Origin of the sequence: Flavobacterium sp. 90 (assembly GCF_004339525.1) — a bacterium.
Lineage (GTDB): Bacteria > Bacteroidota > Bacteroidia > Flavobacteriales > Flavobacteriaceae > Flavobacterium.
The window spans coordinates 5,388,016-5,409,304 of record NZ_SMGE01000001.1 but is presented as its reverse complement, the minus strand read 5'-3'; the positions used below and the strand labels follow the sequence as shown (position 1 = coordinate 5,409,304).

Below are 21,289 nucleotides of genomic sequence, written 5' to 3'. Positions count from 1 at the left end.
ATAAAGATGAAACATAAACTAATCATAGCAATTGCAATCGTAAGTCTGTCAATTGCAAGCTGCAAAAAAGAAGTTGAAAATCCAGATACAAATGCCTCTTTTGCTTTAAGCGATGCAATGCTAAAAACGACAACAATGGCAGAAGCTCAAAATCAGCCTGTAAAAAACCAGTTGAGTTTTTATGGAAAAATTACTGCCGATAATAATAAAGCCATTGACGTTTATCCACTTGTTGGAGGAAGCGTTATAAAGGTAAATGTAGAACTTGGAGATTATGTCAATAAAGGGCAAGTTCTTGCGACAATTAGAAGTACTGATATTGCTGATTTTGAAAAACAAGCTATTGATGCCAAAAGTGATTTATTGGTTGCCAAAAACAGTTTGAAAGTTGCTCAGGAATTATTTGACGGAAAATTAAATTCTGAAAGTGATGTTCTTCAGGCAAAATCAGAAGTAAATAAAGCGCAATCGCAATTGAATAAAATTCAGGAAACTTATAAGATTTACAACATTAAAGCGGGTTCTATCTACGAAGTTACAGCGCCAATAAGTGGTTTTATCATTCAAAAAAGTATCAATCAGGATATGCTTTTGCGAAGCGATCGTTCTGAAAACATTTTTGATATTGCCGAAATTAGTGAAGTTTGGGCAATGGCAAATATTAACGAAATGGACATCAACAAAGTGAAACTGGGAATTGATGCTGATGTAACTACTTTAAGTTATCCTGATAAAGTTTTTAAAGGAAAAGTTGATAAAATCTTCAACGTAATTGATCCGGAAACTAAAGCAATGCAAGCACGAATTAAATTGCAAAACCCTGGTTATATGCTGAAACCTGATATGAATGCAAGCATCAAATTATCATTTAATGAAGATAAATCGATGATTGCGATTCCAAGTAAAGCTATTGTTTTTGATAAAAGCAAAAATTTCGTAATGGTTTTTAAAGATCGCCATAACATAGAAACCAGACAAGTAGATGTTTACAGAGTTGTTGGAGATACAACCTATATTTCGAATGGTTTAAAGGAGAATGAAAAAGTAATTACAAATAATCAACTGTTTATTTATCGCGCTTTAAACGACTAGCAAGATGGAAAAGTCTGTAAGCATATTGAGTTTTGCAACGTTATTTTTCTCAACGTTATCATTTTCACAAGAAACAGATTCGATACGAAAATATAGTCTGAAATTTCAAATGACTTCTATTTATCAATATCATCCGGGTTTTAGCGCCAATTATTCCGGAACTAATAGTATGAATCCCAAAGAAGAAAGTGCTTTATCATTAACTTCTACTTTATATCTTGATGTTCCGCTTTGGAAAGGTGCAACTGCAACTTTTAATCCCGAAATGTCAGGTGGCGAAGGTTTGTCGCAAGCCAGAGGTTTAGGAGGTTTTCCTAACGGAGAAACTTTTAGAATTGGAGATACTAAACCTGTAGTTTATGTTGCAAGAATGCTTTTGGAGCAAAAATTCAAGCTTGGTCATAATAAATCGTTACAATTGGTTTTCGGAAAATTTGGATTATCTGATTATTTCGATAGTAGTGAATACTCACATGATCCCAGGACGCAATTTCTAAACTGGTCTTTAATGACTTACGGAGCTTGGGATTATGCAGCAAATACTCGAGGATATACAGATGGATTATATGCTAATTATCAATTTGATACGTGGCAAATAAGAGCTTCATTAAGTGCGTTACCAACTTATGCTAATGGTCCAAATGTCGAGTTTAGTTTTAAAGATTCGAATGCTATAAACGTAGAAATTGAAAAGAAAATAGTTTTCAAAAATAATGATTCCGGTAATATTAAATTATTAGGATTTAGAAATGTAGCCGAAATGGGAAATTATGATGAAGCAAATTCAAATTTCACAACAATTCCGGACATAAAAAGTACAAGACAAAACGGACGTACTAAATATGGGGTTGGCTTGAATATGGATTACACACATGGTGACAATTGGGGGCTTTTTTCAAGAATTAGTTATAATGATGGTAAAAATGAAACCTGGGCTTTTACCGAAATTGACCGATCTGCGCAATTAGGGATTAGTTTAAAAGGTAAAATGTGGAACCGTCCGGACGATTTTGGAGGTATTGCAATTGTCGCAAATGGATTATCGAATCCGCATGAAGAATATCAAAAACTTGGAGGAAATGGTTTTATGATTGGTGACGGAACTTTGAATTATGGAATCGAACAAATCGCCGAAGTATATTATTCTTTTTTAGTTCCTAACACACATATTTGGCTTTCGCCCGATTATCAATTTGCCATGAATCCTGCTTATAATAAAGACAGAGGTCCTGTTAGTTTTTTTGCAATACGTTTTCATACTGAATTCTGATCTTGAATTGCAATCAGAATATTTATAATAAGAATACCACTATCATAATTAAAAAAATAAAAATTCATCATTAAAAATACTTTTTAAAATGAACAAATTCATACGAAATATTATTGCTTTTTCACTTAAGAACAAAGCATTTACATTTTTTTGGGTGGGAATATTGGCTGTTGCCGGATTTATTTCTTTCAAAAACATGCCTATTGACGCTTTTCCGGATGTAACCAACACACAAATCATCATCATTACGCAATGGAATGGTAAAAGTGCTGAAGAAGTCGAGCGTTTTGTTACCTCACCTATTGAAATCTCAATGAATTCGGTACAAAAAAAGACCAGTGTTCGTAGTATAACTATGTTTGGTTTATCTGTAATCAAGATTATTTTTGATGATGGTGTCGATGATACTTTTGCGCGTCAGCAGGTAAATAATTTATTAAAAAACGTTTCCCTTCCGGATGATGTTGAACCGGATGTTCAGCCGCCTTATGGACCAACGGGAGAAATCTTTAGATATATTGTAAAAAGTGATAGCAGAGACAGTCGAGAGTTATTAACGTATCAAAACTGGATTATCGACAAACAATTGCGTTCAGTTCCCGGTGTTGCCGATTTGAATGTTTTTGGAGGTCAGGTTAAAACTTATGAAGTTGGTGTTGATCCTATAAAACTGGCTAAATATAATATTACGCCGTTACAAGTTTACAATGCGGTAAATGCCGGAAACTTAAATGTTGGTGGAGATGTAATCGAAAAAAATGGACAAGCATTCGTGGTTCGTGGTGTCGGACTTTTGAAATCAATTCCGGATATCGAAAATATAATTGTTGATGATGCACACGGAAATCCAATTCTGGTAAAAAATGTTGCTTCAGTTTATGAAAGTTCAATGCCAAGAGTTGGTCAAACCGGAATAGGCAAAAATGATGATGCTGTCGAAGGAATCGTTGTAATGCGAAAAGGCGAAAATGCTCAGGAAACACTTGCTTTAATTAAAGATAAAATAAAGGATTTAAATGAAAACGTACTTCCAAAAGACATAAAAATTGAAACTTTCTACGATCGTGATAATCTAATGAATTTCACGACCGAAACGGTAATGCATAATTTATTCGAAGGAATTATTCTGGTTACTTGTGTCGTATTCCTTTTCATGGCCGATTGGAGAACAACATTCACCGTTTCTATCGTTATTCCGTTATCGTTATTATTTGCATTTTTATGTTTGAAAATGATGGGAATGAGCGCAAATCTGCTCAGTTTAGGTGCTGTCGATTTTGGGATTATCATTGATGGAGCCGTCGTAATGGTTGAAGGTTTGTTTGTTGTACTCGATCATCGAGCGCATCAGCTTGGAATGGCAAAATATAATAAAATCGCAAAAGGTAGTCTGATTAAGAAAACCGGAACTGAAATGGGTAAAGCCATCTTCTTTTCTAAACTTATAATTATTACGGCGTTATTACCAATATTCTCCTTCCAGAAAGTAGAAGGAAAAATGTTCTCGCCTCTTGCCTACACTTTAGGTTTTGCCTTAATGGGAGCTTTACTTTTTACTTTAACATTAGTTCCAGTTCTGTCACATATTCTTCTAAATAAAAATGTAAAAGAGAAAAATAATCCTTTTGTTAATTTTTGGGACAGAATAGTTGGTAAAGGTTTTGCGTGGACTTTTAAACATAAAGTAAAAACACTTATTGCTTCTGTATCTTTACTGGCAGTGGTTTTCTTCTCGGCAACTTTTCTGGGAACTGAGTTTTTACCACAATTAAATGAAGGTGCATTATGGGTAACTGCCGAATTACCAATGAGCACTTCATTACCTGAAAGTGTACAAACCGCGTCAATGATTAGGAAAGATCTTGAAAGTTTTCCCGAAGTAAAAAATGTTTTATCTCAAACCGGAAGAAGTAATGACGGAACAGATCCAAATGGTTTTGGTTTTATTCAGCTTCAGGTAGATTTAAAACCTAAATCAGAATGGAAACGAAAAATTAATATGGACGAATTGATCAATGAAATGGATCAAAAACTTAAAGTTCATCAGGGAATTACTTATAATTATTCGCAACCGGTTATTGATAACGTTGCTGAATCTGTGGCTGGTTTTAAAGCTTCGAATGCAGTAAAAATATATGGAGATGATCTTGATAAACTAGATGAATTATCGAATGAAGTTTTGGCAAAAATCAAAGATATTCCTGGAATAAAAGATGCCGGAATTCTTAGAAATGTTGGTCAGCCAGAAATCAGTGTGGTTTTGGACAGAGAAAAAATGGCTGCTTACGGAGTTACTTTAAGTGATGCTCAAGCAGTTCTGGAATTGGCTTTTGGAGGAAAAACAGCCACTCAGAAATATGAAGATGAGAAAAAATTTGATGTGCGAGTTCGTTTCTTAAAAGAATACCGTAAAGACGAATTCGATCTCGCCGAATTAAAAGTTCCGACAATAAGTGGTGTTAAAATTCCGCTTAAAGAAATTTGTGATATTAAAACTGTTACTGGTCCTGCTTTTATTTACAGAGATAATACAAAACGTTTTATTGGTGTAAAATTCTCTGTTCGTGATCGAGATTTAGGAAGTACTATTGCCGAAGCTCAGAAAAAAGTATCGGAATTAAAAATGCCTACAGGTTACACAACTGGTTGGACAGGAGAATTTGAAAATCAGGTTCGTGCCAGTGCTCGTTTAGCGCAAGTGGTTCCGATAAGTTTAATCGGGATATTTGTTCTGTTGTTTATTTTATTCGGAAATATTAAAGATTCTCTGTTAGTTCTTGCCAATGTTCCTTTTGCTGTAATTGGAGGAATCATCGCTTTGCATATTACAGGAATGAATTTTGGAATCTCGGCAGGTGTTGGATTTATCGCCTTACTTGGAATTTGTATTCAAAACGGAGTTATTCTAATATCTGAATTCCATCATAATCTCAAAGCAAAATTCACACTCGAAGAATCCATTTTTATGGGTGTAAAAGCAAGAACAAGAGCTGTAGTAATGACTGCATTGATGGCTTCTATAGGTTTAATGCCGGCGGCGATCTCTACAGGAATCGGTTCTGAATCACAAAAACCATTAGCAATTGTTATTATAGGTGGTTTAGTTACAGCAACGATTCTGACGCTATTAGTATTCCCAATTCTGTTTTGGGTATTCAATCGTAAAAAACATATCAAAATTGAGTAAAATATTGAAGAGTATTAATTGGTTAAAATTAATTTGATTCGGTTAAAAGAGAAAGCATCATTATTTTAATGGTGCTTTTTTGATTTCATTACTTCTAAGTTTGATATCTTGCATGCTATAAGTAAAATCTGATTTATGAAATACATCTATTCTCTACTCGCCATTTTTACAATTTCTTTAGTAGCTTCTGTTATAAATCCGAAAGAAGGATTTACTTGTTTTCTCGAAATTATTCCTGCAATTATTGGTTTCTTAATTTTGGCTTTTACCTTCAAGAAATTCCGCTTTACAAATTTTACGTACACTTTGATATTAATACATTGTATTATTCTCTTCATCGGTGGACATTATACGTATGCCGAAGTTCCTTTTTTTGATTATATAAAGGAGATTTTTCATCAAAGCAGAAACAATTATGATAAAGTGGGGCATTTTGCACAAGGATTAGTTCCTGCTATGATTGTCAGAGAACTTTTTATTCGCAAAGAAGTAATTAATAATAAAAGTTTCTTCAACTTTATTATAGTTTCTATTTGTTTGGCTATTAGTGCTGCGTACGAATTTATAGAATGGTTTGTTTCGCTCGCAACTGGCGAAGGCGGTGATGCATTTTTAGGAACTCAGGGATATGTTTGGGATACACAATCTGATATGTTGTTTGCTACGATTGGAGCAATTGTTGGGCTTATTTTATTCTCTAAAATTCAGGATAAACAAATTCAGAAAAGCAATTTTTAAGCTTTTTCACAGTTGATTATTTATATCTAAATTTATCCATTAAGTGTTAAGTATAATGGATCAACACTAAAACGTGTGGAGAAATTTAAAATATTTTGTATTGACTACTTGTTTTAACCACAATCCCAATAGCTATCGGAAGCAAAGTTTTTTTATACATATCGGATTTTATAAAAATACAAAGTTGGCAAAGCTTTACCGTTAATCTTGCCTTGCGTATTTTACCGCAAAGCACGCAAAGATTTTTTATTTACAAGGTTTTATAAAAACGTAAAGTTCGCAAAGCTATATTGATAAAGCTTTGCGAACTTTTGCGTTTAATATGCGTAATCCCAGGCAAAAAATCTTTGCGTGCTTTGCGGTTAAATTCATCCTTAATTTTTATTAATCCACAGGTTTTTGTATTGATTCAGTATAATTACCTCGTTGCTTTATTTTAGACTCAAAAAAACATTTAACACATAGAAACATAGTTTTTCTTCATGCAATAAAAGGGGATCAAAAGAAACCAGTTTCTAACACATAGTGTGCTATGTGAATTTTAAAAAAGTGAAACGCTTACTTTTTTAGTTTTCAAAAGCTATATCTCTATGTGTTAAAAATAGTTTCCACCAACTTATATAAAATAAAAACGACCTTCTGCTCAAGGAAGGTCGTTTCAATTACTAACTCAAAACTCTTTTAAACTTTTAGTCCAAAAACGTTTATTTTTTATTTTAAATCTTTTAAAAATGCAATTGCATCTGTTGCATTAGATAATTGTGCATATTTTAATGCAGTATATCCTTTCTCGTTTTTGTCGCTTGTACGAGCGCCACTTGCTATTAGTACTTTTAAAATTTCTACTTTATTGTATCGTGCAGCCACCATTAATGGAGACATATCATCTGAGAACTGATTTACATCAGCACCATATTCGATAAATTTTTTCACGATTTCAAGATCTCCTTTGCTAACCGCAACGTTTAATGGAGATACATAATAAGTTCTAAATTCAACTCCGTTTTTTACAGATGGTGTTGTGTGATTTGAAGCCATTGAAACATTTGCAAATGCTATTAAAGCTACTCCTAAAATAATTACTGATTTTTTCATGTTGATTGATTATTAATTGATTGATAATGATGATTTTTAATTTCTATGTAAATGTACTCTATTTTATGTATTATGTATTGCAAGGTACCGTGTTTTAACTAATTCTTAACATTCAGTTAATAAATGGGTTACATTTTAAAACTTAACGTTTCCAAAATTTCAACTTGCTTTACTAATAGACGCCACAACTATCGAAATGTTACAGTAAAATCGAAAAAAATATAAAAAAATTCATCAAAAAAATTTAAACTCAACAAATTCAAGACTTTAGTTTTTTAACTTTACTCTAAAATGAAAGCAAAAAAGAATGTTTAACCAGAACAGAACCTAATTTTTAACCTTTAAACTAGAGAAAATGATAATTATTAAAAGAATTTTGGTAGTGTTGATTTTAATTGTATTGATCGTTTTAATTGCGGCTTATTTTATGCCAAAAGATTATGCGATACAAAGAGAGATTGTAATCGACAAACCTGCCGATAGTGTTTTTAAATATGTGAAATATTTAAAAAACCAAAATCAGTTTAGCGTTTGGGCCAATATTGATCCAAAAATGAAAGTAACTTACTCAGGAACAGATGGAACTGTCGGTTCTATATCTTCTTGGGAAAGTAAAGTAAAAGAAGTTGGTGTTGGCGAACAGGAAATCACAAAAATTACTGAAGGAAAACGTATAGACTTTGCTTTACGCTTCAAAGAACCAATGAATGATACTGCGGTAGGTTTTATGTCTACAGATGCAGTTGCCGCAAATCAAACCAAAGTTAAATGGGGAATCAACGGCGTTTTTCCTTATCCGATGAATGTAATGATGCCATTGATGAATATGGACAAGATGATTGGAAAAGATCTGGATAAAGGTCTTGAAAATTTAAAAGAAAAAATGGAGAAGTAATTAATCAATACATCTAATTAAGCAAAAAAGCATCATTAATTCTAATGATGCTTTTTTGTTATACTTTATTTTAGATTTTTCAAAATAGCAATAGATTCATTTGCTTTTGAGTACTCTGCGTAATTTAATGCTATAAAACCTTTTTCATTCTCTTTGGCAGGATTAGCTCCGCTTGCAAGCAGAATTTTAATGATCTCAAATTTATTAAAACGTGCTGCCAGCATTAAAGGCGACATGTCTCTGGACAGCTTATTTACATCGGCTCCGTATTTAATACATTTTTTAACGCTTTCAATATCTCCGTCACATACTGCGTAATGCAATGGTGATGCTACATAAGCAAAAGAATTAATTTGATTTTTTGCAGATAACTTCAAATTAGAAGCTTCTGATACATTTGTTGATATAGCCAGAGCTATACCCAAAATAATGATTGATTTTTTCATGATGATTGATGATTAAATGATTGATGATTTGTGTAAAAATTAAATTAATGTATATACTATTTTTTAGAATTCTCTACTACTTACTATAATAGACGTATAAACGACCCAAAACGTTGCACTTAAATGAAAAAAAAACAAATAAAAAAGTGCAACTCAGTTAAAACCTGGATTGCACTTCTTTTTATTTCTGCAAAAGTCTTTATTTTAGACTTTTTTTTAAACGTTAACATTCTTTAATCATTTTCAAACAAAGTATAAGAATCCTTATAAAATTTAATAGTATCAATTTGCACAAAAAGAAAATGCCTTGTCATTATAGATATAAAGACAAGGCATTTTTATTTTTTAGAATATTCATGGTTTAAATGATTCCTTTAAACCCAAAAATTACTATTTAGAAGCAAGATATTCTACTACGTTTTTCTCAATACGCTGATCGATATTAGCGATATCAGCTTTTACGAATTTCTCTCCAAGAATATTTTCATATAATTCGATATATCTTTCAGAAACTGATTCAATATAAGCATCTGTCATATCCGGAATTTGTTGTCCGTCTTGTCCTTGAAAACCATTTTCAATTAACCAACGACGTACAAATTCTTTTGAAAGTTGCTTTTGCTCCTCCCCTTTTTCTTGTCTTTCCTGATAACCGTCAGCATAAAAATAACGAGAAGAATCCGGTGTATGAATTTCGTCAATTAAAACAATAACTCCATCTTTAGTTTTTCCAAATTCATATTTTGTATCTACCAAAATCAAACCGCGACTTGCAGCGATTTCAGTTCCTCTTTGAAATAAAGCACGTGTATATTTTTCTAAAACTAAATAATCTTCTTCAGAAACAATTCCTTTAGATAAAATATCTTCACGAGAAATATCTTCATCATGAGAACCGTTATCTGCTTTTGTAGTTGGAGTAATAATTGGTTCAGGAAATTTATCGTTTTCCTTTAAACCTTCTGCCATTGTAACACCACAAATCAGTCTTTTTCCGGCAGCATATTCGCGCGCAGCATGACCTGAAACATAACCACGAATAACCATTTCTACTTTAAAAGGATCGCATAAATGCCCAACTGCTACGTTTGGATCTGGTGTTGCAATTAACCAATTTGGAACAATATCCTGAGTTAACTCCATGAATTTTGTTGCAATCTGATTCAAAATTTGTCCTTTGTACGGAATTCCCTTTGGCAAAACCACATCAAAAGCCGAAAGTCTATCCGTTGCAACCATTACCAAAAGTTCATCATTAATATTGTAAACTTCTCTAACTTTTCCGCGGTAAACTGATTTTTGATTTGGGAAATTAAAATTTGTTGTTGTAATTGTATTGCTCATTATCCTTAGTTGTGTTGTTTTTTTATGATTGCAAATTTAAAACTAATTAAAAGAGCAAGCAAGAAAGTATTCAGTTTTTAGTCGCGGTTATCAGTTTTCAGTCGCAGTCCCAATTTGCGCTAACTTTGCCAAAGCTTTTTTCGACAACTGCAAAACTGAAAACTGAGACTGAGACTGAACACCTATTTCTCAAGAAGCGTTGAATTAAATAAATTCAGAATTCTGCTGTATTCATCAATCCACGAGTATGTTTCTTTAAATGTGTGTGATTCTACCGGAAAAGTAGCGAGAGTCCAATTCTTCTTTTGCAACTCTATAAAACGTTGTGATAAACGAACCACATCTTTATATTCCACATTATCATCAACCATTCCGTGTAACATAACCAGATTTCCTTTTAAATTATCTGCAAAATAAATCGGTGAACTTTTCTTGTAAGCTTCGGGATCTGTTTCAGGGAAATTCAAAATATTTCCTGTATATCCGTGATTGTAATGTGCCCAATCCGTAACAGAACGCAATGCAGCTCCGGATTTAAATTCGCCAGGCGTGGTTAACATTCCCATCAAAGTAATGAATCCTCCATAAGATCCGCCATAAATACCAACTCTGTTAGCGTCTATTCCGTATTTTTCTACAAGATATTTTTTTCCATCAAGTTGATCAGATAAATCTTTTCCTCCCATAAAACGGTAGATTCCAGTTCTAAAATCACGTCCGTAACCGTCACTTCCTCTATAATCAATATCCAAAACTGTATAACCTAAATCAGTCAACAAATTATGAAACATATATTCTCTGTAATAATAGCTCCAATAATTATGTGCATTTTGTAAATAACCTGCACCGTGAACAAAAATAATAGCAGCTTTATTCGCATTTTCTGTTTTTGGCAAATATAATCTAGCATTTACTGGAGTTCCGTCTTGTGCTTTAAATGTAATTACTTCCGGTTCTCTCCATTTGTATTGTTTGAAACTTTCAGAAATCGAAGACGAGATTTGTAGTAATGTTGCATTCTTTTTATTCTCTGCAATATAAAAATCCCATGGAATATTTTTATACGAATAACGTACTAAAAGTGATTTTTCATCTGGTGAAACCACTACTTCATGCGCCCCGTCTTTAGTCAAAATTGGTTCTAAAACTCCGCCAATAGCTGGTAATTTATAAAAATTTCTATTTCCCGGATTTGTAGTATTCGTAGTTAAATAAAATGTCTTTTTATCTTTAGATAATACTACATCACGAACTTCCCAATTTCCTGTCGTCAATTGCGTTTTTTTGCTTGACTTTATATTATAAGTATATAAGTGTGAATATCCTGTAGCCTCAGATTGGAAATAAATCGTTTCATTATCTGCCAAGAAACCAAGAATCCCGGATTCAAAAGAATACGATGGAATGCCGGGACCGCCAATCCAGGCTTCATCATGTTGATGTTCAATTTCTTTAAAAGTTCCGTTTTCAAGATTTAAACTCACCAACCATCTGTCTTTATTGTCCTGACTTCTAATATCTACAATTGCCAGCGTTCCGTTTTCGTTATAAACCGGAGCAAGAGTTGTAATTAGTTTATCTTCTTTGGTTTTAGTTTTTAAATTATCATAAGATTCATAATACTTTGGAGTATCCTGAATATGGCTTAAAGCCGAAAAATTCACATAATAAACAGTATCTTTTGCTACAGAATAAATTCCGAATTTCGTTTTTACCAAATTTGCTGTAGAAACTTTCTCTTTAGTATCCGGCGTTTGATTATAACCATCATCTGTTATAAAAACTTCCATTTTTTCTTGTTTGATATCTGCTTCTTCGACTAAACTAAATGTGGCAAAATTTCCATTTGGATTTGCCTTTAGATTATAAATATTATCTTTTCCATAGAAATATTCTTTTGCAAAATCAGATTTAACCGCTTTGCTTTTAGCAAGATTCCATTGTTTTTTTGCCTCTTTATCTCTAATAAACTGAAACAGTTCTTTTTGCTGAGTCACTAAAAAAGAATCTTTATCTGTAGATTTCTCATTTTTTACTCCTTTAGTAAGGTTTGTAATTTGCAAAACTGTTCCTTCTTTGGCATTGTACTTAAAGATATTACCATTTTGTTCGAAAAAAACAATTCCTGCTGTTGCGCCTAATTCCAAATTTGAAATTTCGCTACTTTGCTGAATGATTTTCTTGATTGTTTTTGTGCTAATTGTATAGGAATATAAGCCACCATTATCAACATAATAAACAATATCCGAATTTGGTTTGCTTTTAAAATCAAGTTTAGAAAAAGCGGCTTCTTTTGGTTCTGCCAAAACAGGTTTTGCAGCTCCTTTTTGCCAGGAATAAGTGCTTTCGCCTAATTCATTATTCGGATTCCATTCAAAATACACTTTTTTCCCATCTAAAGACCAGCGCCCGTTTGTCGGTTGATTTCCAATAAAAGATTCGCCTTTCATTATTTCTTCAAGTTTCAAAACTTGGCTTTTACCCGATATTGAAAAGATCAAAAAGGCAAGAATAAAAATGTTTTTTGTCATGGTTTTTTTCTTTTAAGAAAACAAAAATACACTTTGAAAACTATTAAAAAAAGTGTTTTTACCTATTCAAACATTCTTTTGAACTTTATATTTAGAAAAAATCAAAGAATTATTTAAAGCTTAAAATTCCTTTTCCAAAAGATTTTATTGAATTGTCAAGATTTCCAAGTGTAGTTTCTGAGAGTTTCTTAAAATCGCTTTTTTTCACAATTAAAATTTGTCCTTGATCTTTAGCTGGCGCATTGGGAAGAAAAACAACTGCGTTTCCTTTTTCGTCTTCTTCAATTAAATGTGCGGGTTGCCAAAATTCTCCATTTTTCAATAAAATAGGCAAATCCGTGCTTGGTTTTCCTTTTCTTTTATTAAGTTTCGCTTCAGCTTCTTTTTTATTTTTCTCGTAACCCGGCAAAAATATCATCAACTTATCATCGACCCATTTTGTGAATCTTCTTAATAATGACAAACGCATTAAATAACCACTAAAATAAACTAAAAGTATTAAAATAACGCCACCCGCAATGTCTGTTGCATATTTACCTAATATAAGATCCAGACGCAGAAAATGTGCAAATTTTTCACCGTAATTCTGGAAAAATTTCCAGACTTTTTCTAACAATACAAAAAAAACAAGAAGTGGTAATAAAACTAATGCTCCCGAAATACAGTTTCGTTCAACTTGACGTAGAAATTCTTTCATTGCTAAATAGATTAAGGTTAAAAAAAAAGAGCTAATTCTTAACGAATTAGCTCTTATAAAAATAAGATTTTATTTGCAATTAACCATAAAACTAAAGATAAAACATTCAATATTAACCTATTGCAAACTCTTTATCTAAAATTTTTGAAGCTATATATCTTGCTACGCCATCTTCGGCATTTGTTTTAATTACTTCCAGATTTGGCAAAGTCTCTTTTAGCAAAGCCGGAGCATTTCCCATAATTAATCCTTTTCCTGTTGAAGACAGCATTTGAACATCGTTGAAACCGTCTCCAAACGAGATCGCTTCTTCTAATGAAAATCCTTCTTGTTCCAGAACTTTCTGAATTGCAACTGCTTTATCTACAGACTTATCCATAAACTCCAAACACGTTGGTAAACTAAAAGCGTGATGTAAATCCTGAGAAGAATTTGCCATAATAGCATCTTTTAAAACAACCAACTTTTCGTGATTATCATGAGAAAAGAAAATTTTGATAGCGCTAAAATCTTCTAGAGTTTTATAGTCAACCAATTCGGGAACATATCTCAGTTCTTCTTGAAAAGCATTTAATCTTTCGCTTATTCTATTGGTTTGCCAAACATTTTCTTTGAATAAAACTACTGTAATTTCAGGATCAATTTCAACATTCAAAGCTGCTTTTACAACATCACTTTCTAAGTTAAATGCAAAAAGCTCTTTCTTTTCAGGCGAATGAATCCTTGCTCCGTTTGAACTCACTAAAAAAACCGGAATTTCAAGTTTTTCAATAATTGCCATTGCATCAAGATGATGACGTCCTGTGGCAACAACTATGAGATAATTTTGATTGTGTAATTCCTGAAAAATAGATTTAGTATAATCTGATATTTTATGCTGTGGGTTGAGTAAAGTTCCGTCTAAGTCCGTTACAACAACTTTTATATTTTTAAGTTTAGAAGTCATATTAAAAATCAAGTATTTATGATTGGCAAATTTACGCCTTTACGCCCACAAGAACAAAGATTGCAGGTCAGAAAAGCCCAAAACACGCCAAGTTTATTATTTATTTAACTATTTAGTTAAATATTGTTTTATACCTATTTTAAACTTGTATAATTCCTGATTTATATAATTTTATTGCTTTTTGTATAATAACTTCAATTTGTTCCAAAGGCAAATCTTCATTTGTATTAAAAAGCATAATTTTCATTCTCGACCGATTTTCCTGAAGTAAAAAAGACTCGTCGAAATGTTTTCCTTCAACAATTCCAATATAAGGTTGTTTGTGTTTTTTATGAGTCCACAAATAGCAGAACATTTTCCCTTTATAACAAAAAAATGGCATTCCGTATTTTAAAACATTTGTAATGTCTGTGTCTTGTTTCAGAATAATTTCTTTCAATGCAAGAAATATCCCTTTTATAGGTTCTTCTTGCTTTAAATAGAAATCATCCAGTTGTTTCATTACTTTGAAAATTTAGAACAAAAAAATATTCGTTTTACACATTTCTAATCAAAGATATGTATAAAACGAATATTAATAAATGTCAAAACACATTACACGATTTACATTTGACACTTTATAAAATTAATCGTGATTTTCTATTTGTTTATAAGCGTCAATTACCTTTTTGACTAATCTGTGACGAACGATATCTTTATCATCAAGATAAATAATTCCGATTCCGTCAACATCTTTCAAAACTAAAATAGCTTCTTTAAGACCAGAAATAGTTCTGCGTGGTAAATCGACCTGTCCAGGATCACCCGTAATCATGAATTTGGCATTTTTACCCATACGGGTCAAAAACATTTTCATTTGCGAGTGTGTCGTATTCTGTGCTTCATCGAGAATTACAAAGGCGTTATCAAGCGTACGTCCACGCATAAATGCAAGTGGCGCAATTTGTATAATTCCTTTCAAAATGTAATCTTCGAGTTTTTCGTTAGGCAGCATGTCGCGCAAAGCATCATAAAGCGGTTGCATATAAGGATCTAGTTTTTCTTTCATATCGCCGGGTAAAAAACCAAGATTTTCTCCTGCTTCTACCGCTGGTCGCGTTAGTATTATCCTTTTTACTTCCTTGTCTTTAAGTGCCTTAACCGCCATTGCAACACCCGTATACGTTTTTCCGGTTCCTGCAGGACCAACTGCAAATACCATATCATTTTTCTTGATGGTATCTACCAATAATTGTTGGTTAGGCGTCATAGCCTTAATTATTTTACCGCCAACACCATGAACTAATATTTTGTCATGATCATATGATTTTCTTTCATCCTGACCATCACTCATTATTACACGTTCAATTACATTATCATCAATGTTGTTGTATCGGGTAAAATGAAGCATAAGCCTCTGAAATCTTTTTTCGAATTCATCTAGAACTTCTTTTTCGCCAAATGCTTTCAAAGTGGTACCTCTCGCTACTATTTTAAGCTTTGGGTAATACTTTTTAATTATTTCAAGATGAGTGTCTTGAGCGCCCCAAAAGTCTTTTGGAGCGATGTCTATGAGCTCGATAATTCTTTCGTTCAAATGAGATAGTTTTAAATTAAAAATAAATCAGTTTTTATAATTTAGTGGTTGTCGGGTCTTTTTAATACTTGCAGTTTTTGTGCCAGTTTTTAGTCACTACGACTGAGACTGATCCCGATAGCTATCGGGAGAGACTTTAAATACAATTTGTATTTTCTTTCTTTCATTTTGCAATTACTATTATTAGCTTTGCATTTCTCAAATTTAATGAAAATTAGATTTAAATACTACCAATAGTTATAAACAAAATTATGTCAATAATTACCCTTACTACCGATTACGGCTTAAAAGACCACTTTGTTGGTTCGCTAAAGGGTAAAATATTATCAGAGTATCCAGAGGTTACAATTGTGGATATTTCGCATGACATAGATCCATTCAACACAGCCGAAGCAAGTTACGTTGTTGGCGCATCTTATCTTAGTTTTCCAAAAGGAACTGTACACTTAATTGGAGTCGATATTGAACGCAATAAAGAGAATCAGCACATTGCAATGGAATGGAACGATCATTTCTTTATTTGTGCCGATAATGGGATTCTAAGTATGCTTACGCAGAAAATTGTTCCGCAAAAAATTGTTTCTATTAATATACACGACCGTTTTCCGAGTGAATTCAGTGATTTGGATATTTTTATAAAAGTAGCTTCCCATATTTCTAAAGGCGGATTACTGAATGTTATCGGAAAAGAAATCTCGGAAATTAAACAAATTACAGAACTACAACCTGTAATTTCAAATGACGGAACTTCGATAAAAGGATACGTGATTTATATCGATCATTTTGGGAACGTCGTAACAAATATTTCGAAAAAGCAATTTATCGAAATCGCAAAAGGACGTCCGTACGAAATCGTTATGAAGCCAAAAAGTATCAAAACTATTTTGCCTAATTATTCTGCTATTGCAACATCAGATAAATATCCGATAAAAACGTATGAAGGAGAAAAACTAGCCATTTTTAATGAAGCCGGTTTTCTCGAAATTGCCATTTTTAGAAGTAATCCTTCAAAAGTTGGTTCGGCAAATAGTCTTTTAGGATTGAATTATCGAGATGTTATTACGATTAAATTTATTTAAGATTTTAGTCCCGAAGTCTCGGGATAGATTCTTTGATAACGCAAAAATAGCTCGCTGATTAAACTGATTTGACAGATTTACACTGATTTTTCCTTTACTTTTTATGTTTGTCTGAAGGGAATTATTCGCTACATTTTAAGCATAGCCCGAGGTTTCAACCTTGGGAAACGTATTATTAAATTCTTTAAGCATTCATTGCGCTCCCATGGTTGAAACCACGGGCTATGGCTGAACTTAATAATCCGAAAAAAATAGCTTTTATAATATTTTAAATTTTAATAAAAAGAACAATCAATTTTGGTATTTTTGCGCACCTGAAATAATTTTAGACTTCAACAAAAAATCTAAAATCAGCAATCTAAAATCTAAAATTAAAATATGTTTGTTCGAATAGTCAAAATGAGCTTTCACGAAGAAAAAATTCCTGACTTTCTTGAGAATTTTGAATCCGTAAAAGACAAAATACGAAAAGCAGATGGAAACCGTTTTTTAGAATTGTATCAGGACAAAAACGATAAATGCATATTTTTTACTTATAGCTATTGGGAAACCGAAGAAGATTTAGAAAATTACAGACAATCGGAACTTTTTAATACTGTTTGGAGTTTTACAAAGCAATTGTTTAATGCTAAACCAGAAGCTTGGAGCGTAGATAAGTTGGTTTCTTTGGTATAAAATGTTTCATGTTTCAAGTTATATGCTGGATTTGAAAATTGGAACGAATTAACCGCAAAGTTCGCAAAGTTTGTATTGATTAAGGTTTGATAAAATGCAAAGTTCGCTAAGCTGGACTTGAAATAAAATAATATATTAACTATGAAATACTTTTTCTTATCTCTTTTACTAGTTACACTTGGGAGTTGTGCACAAAACAAACGTTTAGTTTTAGGGAAAGAAAACGCAAAAGAAGAACTAAAAATTGCTTTATCTAAAAAATCACAACATAATGTTATTGATTATAAAGAGCTAATAATTAAAGATAGTGTTACAGCAATTAAAGTCGCAGAACCAATTCTAATTGACATCTACGGAAAAGAAAATATAGAAAAACAAAAACCGTATGAAACCTACTTATTAGAAAATTACTGGGTTATTTCTGGAACTTTACCCGCAGATTATTCGGGAGGAACATTTCTAATAATTATTGATGCTAGAAATTCGCAGGTTATTAAAATCACACACGGAAAATAATTCAACGCATTTTAAATAAAAATGAATTAACCGCAAAGAACGCAAAAGATATATTTAGAAAGCTTGGTAAAGTTTAAAGTTCGCTAAGCTGAAACCTGAAACAAACAATCACTCAAGCAAAAATAAGATGAAATCTGAAATTGTATATGTTGAAAATAAAACTGAAACAAATCACGATGGAAAAGCATGGATTGGAAAGTGTTTTTTCTCCAAAACGAAGCAAACAATTTACTTCAATGGAAACATTTACAAAAAAGGAAAAGGAATTTCAAGTAACTATTTTGACCTTGAAACCGGAATTAATTATTGGATTTCCGGAGTTAAAAAAAATGGGAATGACAGGCATAAGTCTGGAAAAGGTGCAATTGAAATTGATGCTAGTATTATTGAAGAATATCTGAGTATAATTGGCGAAAAAGAATTGCAAAAGAATAAATTCAAAATAACAGAGTTAGACAATATTCCGGCGAAAGAAAAAGCAACAGAAATATTAAATGAAAAATATGAAGAACCTTTTAATGATTCACTCAAATTCAAAGCAATAAATAATTTGACAGATAATGAACTTGCAGAATTGATTGAATATTATAGAGGAATGGATTTTTCCGAAATGTATAAAAAAAATAGAAAATCATATATTTCGCATTTTGAAGAACTAAAGTCAGAGCAAGAGAAACGAGAATTAATTTAGTTCATCACTTTTTCCAAACCTGAAACTTGAAACAAGAAAAATCTGAAACAAATCAACGATTTAAACAAATAAACGATTAAACAACAATTAAATGAAATCAATCATTTTACGAGAAATAAAATCCTTTTTTGGTTCTCCTATTGGCTATTTGGTCATTGCTATTTTCTTAATTAGCAACGGACTATTTTTATGGGTGTTCGAAGGAGATTACAATATATTAAATACCGGTTTTGCTGATTTGACTCCGTTTTTTACATTAGCGCCATGGATTTTGATTTTCCTGATTCCGGCGGTTACAATGAGAAGTTTCTCTGACGAAAAAAAACAAGGAACACTGGAATTGCTTTTAACAAAACCATTATCAAATTGGGAAATCGTAAACGGAAAGTTTTTAGGTTCACTCCTATTGATTGTTTTGGCAATTATTCCAACCTTTATATATGTAAAAGTAATTTCTGATTTAGGTTCGCCTGAAGGAAATATCGATATGGGAAGCACGATTGGTTCTTATTTTGGATTATTGTTTTTGATTGCTGCTTATTCTGCGATTGGAATTTTCACTTCTACGTTATCAGAAAATCAAATTGTAGCTTTTATAATTGCTGTTTTCATATGCTTTTTCTTTTATTTTGGATTTGAAGGTTTAGCTTCATTAATTCCGGGATCTTCTACAATTGTTTCGGCTTTTGGTATGCAGGATCACTTTAAAAGTATGAGTCGAGGCGTAATTGATACTCGTGATGTTATCTATTTTTTGAGCATTACTGTATTATTTCTGTCTTTTACTGTTTATCAATTAAAATCTTTTAAAGCCTAATGAAAGCGTCTACTCAACAAAATATCAAAACATTAGGTATTACAGTTTTTGTTTTAATTGTTTTAAATGTATTAGGAAGTTTATTTTTCCACCGATTTGATTTAACAAAAGACAAACGATATACTTTATCTGAAACCTCTTTACAGATTGTAAAACAGGTTAAAAATCCGTTGTCAATTAAGATTTACATGCAAGGCGATTTACCTGCGGATTTTAAGCGTTTACAACAAGAAACCAGACAATTACTAGAAGAATTTCAGGCTTATAACAGTAATATAGTTTTCGAATTTGTAAATCCAATGGAAAACAAAGACGAAAGCATGGATGTTGTAAAATCTTTGTATCAAAAAGGACTTACGCCAATAAACATCACTGTCGACGATAAAGGAAAACAATCTCAGGCAATGGTTTTTCCTTGGGCAATTGCGGTTTATAACAATAAAGAAGTCAATATTCCTTTGTTGAAAAACATAATGGGCGCTTCGACAACGCAAAAAGTAATTGGATCGATTCAGCATTTAGAATATTCAATTGCCGATGCTATTAATAAAATATCAAAAGACAGACAAAAGAAAGTTGCAATCATAAAAGGAAATGGAGAATTGAACGAAATTCACATTGCCAAAATGTTACAGCAAATTCGCGAAAGCTACTACATTGGACCTTTTACGTTAGATTCTGTTGCCAAAGATCCAAACGGAACTTTAGATGCTTTAAAGAAATACGATCTTGCAATTATCTCAAAACCAACAGAAACTTTTTCTGACGAAGAAAAACAGGTTTTGGATCAGTTTATCATGAATGGCGGAAAAACGTTGTGGTTAATCGATCAGGTTGCTGCAGACATGGATAGTTTGTACAATCAATCGGGAGCAACTTTAGCATATCCCAGAGATTTGAATCTAAATGATATGTTCTTTAAATACGGATTCAGAATTAATCCTGATTTGGTAAAAGACGAACAAGGAAGTCCAATAAAATTAGCTACTGGCGAACAAGGAAGCGCTACACAATATCAGGAATTTGTTTGGAAATATTCTCCTGTTGTAGTTCCTGTAAGCAATAATCCAATAGTAAAAAATCTAGGTCAGATTAAATTTGATTTCGCAAGTCCAATCGATACTTTAAAAAACGGAATCAAAAAAACTGTCTTATTACAATCGTCTCAATATTCGAAAGTAATTGGAACTCCTACAGAAATCAATTTAAATATTGTAACAGAAAAAAGTTCTCCACAGGATTATATAAACAAAGGAAATATTCCGCTTTCTGTTTTATTAGAAGGTTCTTTCAATTCGGCTTTTGAGAATCGCGTTTTACCTTTCAAAGAAAATTCATTTTTAACAAAAGGAAAACCAAACAAAATGATTGTAATTGCTGATGGAGATCTTGCAAAAAATCAATTAGACAAAAACATGATGCCGGTTGAATTGGGTTACGATCAACGTACTGGAAACCTATACGACAACAAAGATTTTATGATGAATTGTATTAATTATTTGTTGGATGACACAGGACTTATTAACATTAGAAGTAAAGATGTCAGCTTACCATTATTAGACAAAGAGAAGGTTTACGAGAATTATACGGTAACACAATTCATAACTATCGGACTTCCAATTCTAATTTTATTAGTTTTTGGAATCGTATTTACTTACTTGCGAAAAAGAAAATACAGCAAATAGATGTTAATA

The 21,289-nt window shown here is 32.1% G+C and carries 19 protein-coding genes; 11 read left to right on the top strand and 8 right to left on the bottom strand.

Features of this window, described 5'->3' with window-relative positions; genetic code table 11:
• Positions 1-6: 6 nt before the first annotated feature.
• The 4 genes from C8C83_RS21850 (at position 7) to C8C83_RS21835 (ending at position 6,287) form a co-directional block, all read left to right on the top strand.
• Entirely contained in the window at positions 7-1,092 is a 1,086-nt protein-coding gene (locus C8C83_RS21850; RefSeq protein WP_121330676.1) for an efflux RND transporter periplasmic adaptor subunit, read from the top strand.
• Between the two features lie 4 nt (positions 1,093-1,096).
• Positions 1,097-2,362: a carbohydrate porin gene (locus C8C83_RS21845; RefSeq protein WP_121330675.1), complete on the top strand. Its 1,266-nt coding sequence runs from the start codon at positions 1,097-1,099 to the stop codon at positions 2,360-2,362.
• An 88-nt stretch (positions 2,363-2,450) separates the two neighbouring features.
• A complete protein-coding gene (locus C8C83_RS21840; RefSeq protein WP_121330674.1) occupies positions 2,451-5,549 on the top strand; it encodes a CusA/CzcA family heavy metal efflux RND transporter in 3,099 nt (1,032 codons plus the stop codon).
• A gap of 135 nt (positions 5,550-5,684) precedes the next feature.
• The gene (locus C8C83_RS21835; protein ID WP_121330673.1) at positions 5,685-6,287 is read left to right on the top strand and encodes a DUF2238 domain-containing protein; all 603 of its coding nucleotides are present in this window, start codon (positions 5,685-5,687) and stop codon (positions 6,285-6,287) included.
• 711 nt (positions 6,288-6,998) lie between these two features.
• Here the strand turns inward: C8C83_RS21835 and C8C83_RS21830 are convergent.
• Positions 6,999-7,382, bottom strand: coding sequence for an ankyrin repeat domain-containing protein (locus C8C83_RS21830; RefSeq protein ID WP_121330672.1), 384 nt, complete (start codon positions 7,380-7,382; stop codon positions 6,999-7,001).
• Positions 7,383-7,737: 355 nt separating this feature from the next.
• Between C8C83_RS21830 and C8C83_RS21825 the strand changes: the two genes are divergently transcribed.
• Positions 7,738-8,277 (top strand): SRPBCC family protein, encoded by a 540-nt coding sequence (locus C8C83_RS21825; RefSeq protein WP_121330671.1) that lies wholly within the window; start codon positions 7,738-7,740, stop codon positions 8,275-8,277.
• A gap of 65 nt (positions 8,278-8,342) precedes the next feature.
• On the opposite strand, the gene C8C83_RS21820 is transcribed toward C8C83_RS21825, so the two are convergent.
• The 7 genes from C8C83_RS21820 to C8C83_RS21790 form a co-directional block, all read right to left on the bottom strand.
• Positions 8,343-8,723 (bottom strand): ankyrin repeat domain-containing protein, encoded by a 381-nt coding sequence (locus C8C83_RS21820; RefSeq protein WP_121330670.1) that lies wholly within the window; start codon positions 8,721-8,723, stop codon positions 8,343-8,345.
• Positions 8,724-9,113: 390 nt separating this feature from the next.
• Positions 9,114-10,067: a phosphoribosylaminoimidazolesuccinocarboxamide synthase gene (locus C8C83_RS21815; RefSeq protein ID WP_121330669.1), complete on the bottom strand. Its 954-nt coding sequence runs from the start codon at positions 10,065-10,067 to the stop codon at positions 9,114-9,116.
• A 182-nt stretch (positions 10,068-10,249) separates the two neighbouring features.
• Positions 10,250-12,598: a prolyl oligopeptidase family serine peptidase gene (locus C8C83_RS21810; RefSeq protein ID WP_121330668.1), complete on the bottom strand. Its 2,349-nt coding sequence runs from the start codon at positions 12,596-12,598 to the stop codon at positions 10,250-10,252.
• Between the two features lie 109 nt (positions 12,599-12,707).
• The gene (locus tag C8C83_RS21805; protein ID WP_132011906.1) at positions 12,708-13,295 is read right to left on the bottom strand and encodes a hypothetical protein; all 588 of its coding nucleotides are present in this window, start codon (positions 13,293-13,295) and stop codon (positions 12,708-12,710) included.
• Between the two features lie 112 nt (positions 13,296-13,407).
• Entirely contained in the window at positions 13,408-14,241 is an 834-nt protein-coding gene (locus C8C83_RS21800; protein WP_121330666.1) for a Cof-type HAD-IIB family hydrolase, read from the bottom strand.
• 139 nt (positions 14,242-14,380) lie between these two features.
• Positions 14,381-14,743, bottom strand: coding sequence for a DUF1801 domain-containing protein (locus C8C83_RS21795; RefSeq protein WP_121330665.1), 363 nt, complete (start codon positions 14,741-14,743; stop codon positions 14,381-14,383).
• Positions 14,744-14,866: 123 nt separating this feature from the next.
• Positions 14,867-15,817, bottom strand: coding sequence for a PhoH family protein (locus C8C83_RS21790; protein ID WP_056190794.1), 951 nt, complete (start codon positions 15,815-15,817; stop codon positions 14,867-14,869).
• Positions 15,818-16,068: 251 nt separating this feature from the next.
• Here C8C83_RS21790 and C8C83_RS21785 point away from each other — a divergent pair, with 251 nt between their 5' ends.
• The 6 genes from C8C83_RS21785 (at position 16,069) to gldG (ending at position 21,280) form a co-directional block, all read left to right on the top strand.
• Complete coding sequence (locus C8C83_RS21785; protein WP_121330664.1) at positions 16,069-16,896, top strand: SAM-dependent chlorinase/fluorinase; 828 nt, start codon at positions 16,069-16,071, stop codon at positions 16,894-16,896.
• Positions 16,897-17,274: 378 nt separating this feature from the next.
• Positions 17,275-17,571: an antibiotic biosynthesis monooxygenase family protein gene (locus C8C83_RS21780; RefSeq protein WP_099707964.1), complete on the top strand. Its 297-nt coding sequence runs from the start codon at positions 17,275-17,277 to the stop codon at positions 17,569-17,571.
• A gap of 141 nt (positions 17,572-17,712) precedes the next feature.
• Entirely contained in the window at positions 17,713-18,087 is a 375-nt protein-coding gene (locus C8C83_RS21775) for an NTF2 fold immunity protein (RefSeq protein WP_121330663.1), read from the top strand.
• Positions 18,088-18,214: 127 nt separating this feature from the next.
• Entirely contained in the window at positions 18,215-18,778 is a 564-nt protein-coding gene (locus C8C83_RS21770) for a hypothetical protein (protein ID WP_121330662.1), read from the top strand.
• A gap of 91 nt (positions 18,779-18,869) precedes the next feature.
• On the top strand, positions 18,870-19,595 hold the full coding sequence (gene gldF / locus C8C83_RS21765) for a gliding motility-associated ABC transporter permease subunit GldF (protein ID WP_121330661.1): 726 nt from the start codon (positions 18,870-18,872) through the stop codon (positions 19,593-19,595).
• The gene (gene gldG / locus C8C83_RS21760; protein WP_121330660.1) at positions 19,595-21,280 is read left to right on the top strand and encodes a gliding motility-associated ABC transporter substrate-binding protein GldG; all 1,686 of its coding nucleotides are present in this window, start codon (positions 19,595-19,597) and stop codon (positions 21,278-21,280) included. The genes gldF and gldG overlap by 1 nt, the downstream gene beginning before the upstream one ends.
• Positions 21,281-21,289: the final 9 nt, after the last annotated feature.

Coding starts and splice junctions, on each gene's coding strand:
- C8C83_RS21850 (WP_121330676.1), top strand. CDS start 7: ATGAAACATAAACTAATCATAGCAATTGCAATCGTAAGTCTGTCAATT.
- C8C83_RS21845 (WP_121330675.1), top strand. CDS start 1,097: ATGGAAAAGTCTGTAAGCATATTGAGTTTTGCAACGTTATTTTTCTCA.
- C8C83_RS21840 (WP_121330674.1), top strand. CDS start 2,451: ATGAACAAATTCATACGAAATATTATTGCTTTTTCACTTAAGAACAAA.
- C8C83_RS21835 (WP_121330673.1), top strand. CDS start 5,685: ATGAAATACATCTATTCTCTACTCGCCATTTTTACAATTTCTTTAGTA.
- C8C83_RS21830 (WP_121330672.1), bottom strand. CDS start 7,382: ATGAAAAAATCAGTAATTATTTTAGGAGTAGCTTTAATAGCATTTGCA.
- C8C83_RS21825 (WP_121330671.1), top strand. CDS start 7,738: ATGATAATTATTAAAAGAATTTTGGTAGTGTTGATTTTAATTGTATTG.
- C8C83_RS21820 (WP_121330670.1), bottom strand. CDS start 8,723: ATGAAAAAATCAATCATTATTTTGGGTATAGCTCTGGCTATATCAACA.
- C8C83_RS21815 (WP_121330669.1), bottom strand. CDS start 10,067: ATGAGCAATACAATTACAACAACAAATTTTAATTTCCCAAATCAAAAA.
- C8C83_RS21810 (WP_121330668.1), bottom strand. CDS start 12,598: ATGACAAAAAACATTTTTATTCTTGCCTTTTTGATCTTTTCAATATCG.
- C8C83_RS21805 (WP_132011906.1), bottom strand. CDS start 13,295: ATGAAAGAATTTCTACGTCAAGTTGAACGAAACTGTATTTCGGGAGCA.
- C8C83_RS21800 (WP_121330666.1), bottom strand. CDS start 14,241: ATGACTTCTAAACTTAAAAATATAAAAGTTGTTGTAACGGACTTAGAC.
- C8C83_RS21795 (WP_121330665.1), bottom strand. CDS start 14,743: ATGAAACAACTGGATGATTTCTATTTAAAGCAAGAAGAACCTATAAAA.
- C8C83_RS21785 (WP_121330664.1), top strand. CDS start 16,069: ATGTCAATAATTACCCTTACTACCGATTACGGCTTAAAAGACCACTTT.
- C8C83_RS21780 (WP_099707964.1), top strand. CDS start 17,275: ATGTTTGTTCGAATAGTCAAAATGAGCTTTCACGAAGAAAAAATTCCT.
- C8C83_RS21775 (WP_121330663.1), top strand. CDS start 17,713: ATGAAATACTTTTTCTTATCTCTTTTACTAGTTACACTTGGGAGTTGT.
- C8C83_RS21770 (WP_121330662.1), top strand. CDS start 18,215: ATGAAATCTGAAATTGTATATGTTGAAAATAAAACTGAAACAAATCAC.
- gldF (WP_121330661.1), top strand. CDS start 18,870: ATGAAATCAATCATTTTACGAGAAATAAAATCCTTTTTTGGTTCTCCT.
- gldG (WP_121330660.1), top strand. CDS start 19,595: ATGAAAGCGTCTACTCAACAAAATATCAAAACATTAGGTATTACAGTT.